The organism is Massilia phosphatilytica (genome assembly GCF_977014125.1).
The window spans coordinates 1-5,714 of sequence record NZ_CDRNIL010000037.1 but is presented as its reverse complement, the minus strand read 5'-3'; the positions used below and the strand labels follow the sequence as shown (position 1 = coordinate 5,714).

4 protein-coding genes and 3 pseudogenes are annotated in these 5,714 nt (G+C 66.9%); 2 read left to right on the top strand and 5 right to left on the bottom strand.

Annotation, left to right across the window (positions count from 1 at the left end):
* Positions 1-68: 68 nt before the first annotated feature.
* From ACWNCF_RS01530 to ACWNCF_RS01520, 3 genes and pseudogenes are all read right to left on the bottom strand, one after another.
* Positions 69-521 (bottom strand): annotated as a pseudogene (locus ACWNCF_RS01530) (UvrD-helicase domain-containing protein); the annotation flags it as partial.
* 126 nt (positions 522-647) lie between these two features.
* Positions 648-791: a hypothetical protein gene (locus tag ACWNCF_RS01525; RefSeq protein ID WP_449405767.1), complete on the bottom strand. Its 144-nt coding sequence runs from the start codon at positions 789-791 to the stop codon at positions 648-650.
* Entirely contained in the window at positions 776-1,324 is a 549-nt protein-coding gene (locus tag ACWNCF_RS01520) for a hypothetical protein (protein WP_449405766.1), read from the bottom strand. The genes ACWNCF_RS01525 and ACWNCF_RS01520 overlap by 16 nt, the downstream gene beginning before the upstream one ends.
* Before the next feature lie 389 nt (positions 1,325-1,713).
* On the opposite strand from ACWNCF_RS01520, the gene ACWNCF_RS01515 reads away from it, so the two are divergent.
* Positions 1,714-2,199, top strand: coding sequence for an SRPBCC family protein (locus ACWNCF_RS01515; protein WP_449405765.1), 486 nt, complete (start codon positions 1,714-1,716; stop codon positions 2,197-2,199).
* Between the two features lie 43 nt (positions 2,200-2,242).
* Here the strand turns inward: ACWNCF_RS01515 and ACWNCF_RS01510 are convergent, their stop codons facing one another.
* A complete protein-coding gene (locus ACWNCF_RS01510) occupies positions 2,243-3,679 on the bottom strand; it encodes a dihydrolipoyl dehydrogenase (RefSeq protein WP_449405764.1) in 1,437 nt (478 codons plus the stop codon).
* Positions 3,680-3,815: 136 nt separating this feature from the next.
* Positions 3,816-5,428, bottom strand: a pseudogene (locus ACWNCF_RS01505) (primosomal protein N'); the annotation flags it as partial.
* Positions 5,429-5,455: 27 nt separating this feature from the next.
* Here ACWNCF_RS01505 and ACWNCF_RS01500 point away from each other — a divergent pair.
* Positions 5,456-5,714: pseudogene (locus tag ACWNCF_RS01500) on the top strand (primosomal protein N'); the annotation flags it as partial.

Genomic DNA, 5,714 nt, shown 5'->3' with positions numbered 1-5,714 from the left:
TATGTTAGCCTACTCGTTCAGTTACGTATTGCTAAGGTTAAAACGGAGGAGTTAGTTGGATGATCCAGCACCTGGCCGTTCTTCCACAGCGAGATCGCGTTCTGGATGCGGCGAATATCCTGCTTGTCGGTGGTGACGGCGAGGTCGGAGACGACGGTGTAGCAGTCGTCGCTGTCCATGATCGAAAACCGGTCCTTCAAGCCGACGCCAGGCCGCTTCCTGGCGCAGGATCTTGACGCCCAGCGAGTGGAACGTCGAGACGGTCAGCTGCTTGGCCTGCTTGGGCTGTTTCAGCAGCTTGGCGATGCGTTCCTGCATTTCGAGCGCGGCCTTGTTCGTGAACGTGAGCGCGGCGATCGTGCGCGGATCGTAGCCGCGGTGCTCGATCATGTAGGCGATCTTCTGGGTGATGACGCGCGTCTTGCCCGACCGGCGCCGGCCAGCACCAGGCAGGGACCGTCGAGATAGAGCACGGCTTCGCTTTGCGGACCGTTCAGGCCGAAATTCGGGGCGTTGGACATGGGAACCTTCGATGGGCGCGCTCAGCATTGTCAACAAGCTCGTCCCCGCGTTGAAGCGGGCCGGCGCAAATGCGCATGGCCGTGTTGCGGAGCCTGCCTTGACGCGCCGGCAAGGGCGCCACGGATTCAGCGGTAGCGGGCGACGTATTGCGCGGCCAGGTCGTCGATGTGGGGCGCGTAGCGGGCCAGCTCGGCGTCGGTGGCGGGTGACTGCCAGTCGTCCTTCCAGGCCATGGTGACGCCATCCGGCAGCGTCAGCCGGGCGAACACGGCGCCGTCGCGCTCGTAATCGGCGATCGTGCCCCAATAAAAATCGCGCCGGTACGATTGCGTACGTTACCCAGGCCAAAATCCAGCACGAGCGCGTCGTCGATGACGCAGGCGGCGTGGCCGTCGATCTGCCCCGGCTTCGCGAAGCCCTGCCCGCCCAGCAGGAAAACGTTGCCCTGGTTTTCCACTTCGACCAGGCCCGACACGATGCGGGCGCGGTGGCCGTGCAGTTCGGCCAGTCTTCGCACCAGCGACGCGATGAGGAAGCACGCACTGCCGAAATTGTGCAGGTACAGCCAGCCGAGGTCGTACATGCGGTCGTACAGCAGGCGTCCGAAATCGGCGAGTTCGGGCTGGTTCGACGACACCAGCAACTGCTGGCCGCGCAATTCGCCACGCACGATGAACACGGCGTCGAAGACGCGGCCATAGCGGTCCAGCAGCGCCAGGAAACGCTCGGTGCCTTCCACCACAAGGCCGTCGTCGGCATCGCTCGCCAGCGCCACCAGGCCGTGTTCCTCGAAACGGCGCAACTCGGGCGGCGACCTCTTCGGCGGCGTACGGCAAGCCCTGCGCCAGCGCGGACAGTTTCAGGCGCTGGCCGGCGACGAAGTCGTTGCCGAGCTTGAGGAACAGGTCATAGCCGAGCATCGAATCGGATCAGGGAACGTTTTCGACCAGCCAGTTGCGCACGAGGGCAACGCTTTTGAGAATAGGGGGAGACGCGATGCAGGGGCATTGTAAATACTCGACAATATGGATGCACTACAATCGCCGAGAGTGTGCCGCAATTCGTCTGCATATGTCGCGTGGTTTAACGCCCCTTTACAAATGCATGGACCGATATGTCGCGCCCCGGACACGGTATGCGTTACCATCGTCCCGTGAGCGCCTCCGGCGCCGTTTGCACGAGTTAATCAAAATGAAATTTGAACACCTGATTGAGATAAACGATCCCCTCAACCCGCTGATGGATACCATCACCCGCGAGCAGCTGTGGCGCGGCCTCGTGCTGCGCGCCGAGGATCCGAAACTGTTCGTGCCGCACCTGGACGAATGCACGATCACCGAACGGACCAGCGGCAGCTTCGCGCGGCGCCTGCGCTATGGCGACCTCGTCATCGACGACAAGGTGACCCTGACCCCGCTGCACGAGGTGCGCTACGAAGTGCCGGCGCAGCGCGACATCGCCCAGTCGCTGCTGACCATGAGCATCGAGACGCCGACGCAGGAAGCGCTGGTGGTGCGCTTCCGCTACGACGACGGCAATCCGTCGGCCACCGACGAGACCGGCCGGATGTACGAGGACTTCAAGAAGTCGGCGTACAAGGAAGCGGACATCGACACCGTCAAGGTCGTGCGCCAGCTGGCGGCGGACGGGAAGCTGGACGCCTCGCTGCTGAATTAAGGATGGTGGGCTCGGGGCGCCCACCCTACGACTGAACCACGCATCACGTACCGGGTTCCACCTCGTCCGGATCGATGTCGCTTTCTCCCTTCGCGAGATTGGCCGCGAGGTCGCGCAACGCCGTGCGCACGCCCTCCTCGATCACGGGGTGATAAAACGGCATCTCCAGCATCTGGTCGACCGTCATGCGCGACTGCACCGCCCAGCTCAGCAAGTGGCCGATGTGTTCGCCGCGCGGGGCGATCATCTCGGCGCCCAGGAAGCGGCCCGTGCGGTACTCGCCGTAGACGCGCAACATGCCCTTGTTCTGCAACATCACGCGGCTGCGGCCCTGGTTCTCGAACGACACCTGCCCCACCGCGAACTTCGACCTGCCCGGCGCGCACAGCGTCTTGTAGCTGGCGCCGAGCGTGACGACGTTCGGCTCCGTGAACGCGGCCGTCAGCGGCGTGCGGCGCAGCCCGGGGCGGATGTCCGGGAAGCGGCCGGCGTTGTCGCCGGCGATCTTGCCGTGGTCGGCCGCCTCGGGCAGCACGGGACGCTCGTGGTTGGCGTCGCCGGCGATGAAGATGTGGCTGTTCCCGCACTGCATGGTGCGCGGATCGAACAGGGGCACGCCGTTGCCGTCCAGCGCGACGCCGGCGTTTTCCAGGCCGAGGTCGTGCACGTTGGGCGTGCGGCCGGCGGCCTGCAGCACGTACTGAAAACGTTCCGTATGCGCTTCGTCGTGGCGGCCCGTCGTCAGCACGACGTCGTCGCCGTCCTGCTCGGCGCGCAGGATGCGCGACTGGAAGTGGATGTCGAGTTCCTCGCACAGCACGCGCGCGGCGGTCTTGAGCACGACGGGGTCGGAGAGCTGCGCCACGCTGCCGCCGCGCGCGACCATGCGCACGCGCACGCCCAGGCGCGCCAGGGCCTGGCCGATTTCCAGCCCGATGACGCCCGTGCCGATCACGGCCACGGAACGCGGCAGGTCGTTCCAGTAAAACACGTCGTCGCTCGTGATGACGCCGGGCCCCACGTTGTCCAGCACCGGCAGGCGCGTCGGGCTGGAGCCGGTGGCGATCACGACGCGGCAGGCGTCGATCTCGGTGTGGTCGTCGACCATCAGCGTGTGCGGATCGGTGAAGCGGGCGTGGCCGCGCACTTTGTCCTCGGCCGGCATGGCATCGACGCCTTCGACGACGAAGCCGACGAAGCGGTCGCGCTCGCGCCGCACGCGTTCCATGACTGCCACGCCGTCGATGCGGACATCGCCCGGATGGACGCCGAATCCGGGCGCGAGGTGCAGCATGTGCGCGGCCTCGGCGGCGGCGATCAGGAGTTTGCTGGGCATGCAGCCCACGCGCGCGCAGGTGGTGCCGTAGACGCCGCTCTCGATCAGCACCGTCCGCGCGCCCTGCGCCCGGGCGGCGCGGTAGGCGACCAGGCCGGCCGTGCCGGCGCCGATGATGGCGACATCGACCTTCATTTTCTTCATCCTCACCTCCGGGAAGTTCACGAGCGTGACGATACGCTGTTTTCAGGAACTCGGCTTGAAACCAGGAGACTTTGGATTGGCGGCGGGGCATGGCGGGCACGGGGTGGGCGGCCTCCGCCCACCAAGCGTCACCGCGTCAGATATCGAGCGGATCGACCTCGAGCGACCAGCGCACCCGCGACTTCAGCGCCCGCAACGCCTCGACCCACTCGGTCAGGAACGCCTGCAGCGCCGGCCGCGAATTCGATTCGACCAGCAGTTGCGCGCGGTCGACGTTGTGCACGCGGGTCATCGTCATCGGGATCGGCTCGTTGATGACGACCGCGTCCGACGGCACCGCGTCGCGCGCGGTCTCGAGGAATTCGATGGCCGTCGCCAGCTCGGGCGCCTCGGCACGCAGCAGCGCCTGGTACATGTACGGCGGCAGCGCGGCCTGGTGGCGTTCTTCCAGCAGGCTGCCGGCGAAGCGGTCGTAGTCGTGCCGCATCACGGCGCCGTACAGCGGATGCTGGCAGTAGCGCGACTGGATCAGCACTTCCGATTCCAGTCCGGCCCGGCCGGCGCGTCCCGCCACCTGCATCAGCTGCGCGAACAGGCGCTCGCTGGCGCGGTAATCCTGCGAGAACAGCGCCGTGTCCGGATTCGGCACCGCCGACGAGGGTCAGCCGTTTGAAGTCGTGGCCCTTGGCGACCATCTGCGTGCCGATCAGGATATCGACGTCGCCGCGGTGCACGGTATCGAACGCCTCCTGCGCGCTGCCCTTGCGGCGCGTGGAGTCGGCGTCGATGCGCAGGATGCGCGCCTGCGGGAAGAGCGCCTGCAAGCCTTCCTCGACGCGCTGGGTGCCGCGGCCCAGCGGCTGCAAATCGATGTTGCCGCAGGTCGGGCACGCGTGCGGGATGCGCATCTCCAGGCTGCAGTGGTGGCAGCGCAGGCGCCGCTCCGGCCGGTGCAGGACCATGAATGCGGTGCAGCGCGTGCAGTTGCTGATCCAGCCGCACGCCTCGCGGCGCAGGCACGGGGGCGTAGCCGCGCCGGTTCAGGAACAGCAACGATTGCTCGCCCCGTTCGATGCGCAGGCGCAGCGCCTGCATCAGCGTCGGCGTCAGGCCCTCCTTCGGCTTGTCGCGCTCCATGTCGATCAGTTTTACGCGCGGCAGCACGGCATCGCGCACGGCGCGCTCGCGCAGTTCCAGCCTGCGGTAGCGGCCCGTCTGCGCGTGGTGCCAGCTTTCCAGCGACGGCGTGGCCGACCCCAGCACGATCGGGATATGCAGCTGGCGCGCGCGCCATACGGCCAGGTCGCGCGCCGAATAGCGCAGGCCTTCCTGCTGCTTGTACGACGGGTCGTGTTCCTCGTCGATGACGATCATTTTCAGGTTCGGCAGCGACGCCAGGATCGCCAGTCTCGTGCCCAGCACGATGCGCGCGCGGCCCGTGTGCGCGGCCAGCCAGTGCAGCATGCGTTCGCCTTCCGACAGGCTGCTGTGCAAGGTCGCCAGCATCACGCCGGGAAAGCGCGCGCGGATGTTCGCTTCCAGCTGCGGCGTCAGGTTGATCTCCGGGACCAGGATCAGGATCTGCGCGGCGTCGTCGCGCTGCAGCACCTGGGCGAGCGCCTGCAGATAGACCTCGGTCTTGCCGCTGCCCGTGACGCCGTACAGCAGCATCGGGCTGAAGCCCATCGCACCGCCGATGGCATCCGCCGCCTGCCGCTGGGCCGCGTTCAGCACCGGCATGTCGGTCGGCAGGCGGCGGATGCCATCGGCGGTGCGATGGGCTTCAGCCCGATGCTGCTGTACGCGTCAGCGGGCAGCGGGCCGCCGAAGAGAGGTCTATCTGCAGGCCTGCGCCCCAGGCGTGCTGCAGCGCGACGACGCCGCGCAAGATCCTCATCCTGGGTCCCGGAGATCAACCTGACGCTGGAAGCGAACATCCGCGGCGCGTTTTCCGGCGTAGTGTCGCGAACTTGCGGCGGGGCCTGTTCGGAAGGCGAACGCATGCTCCACTGGCTGGCACACGCACACGGGCATG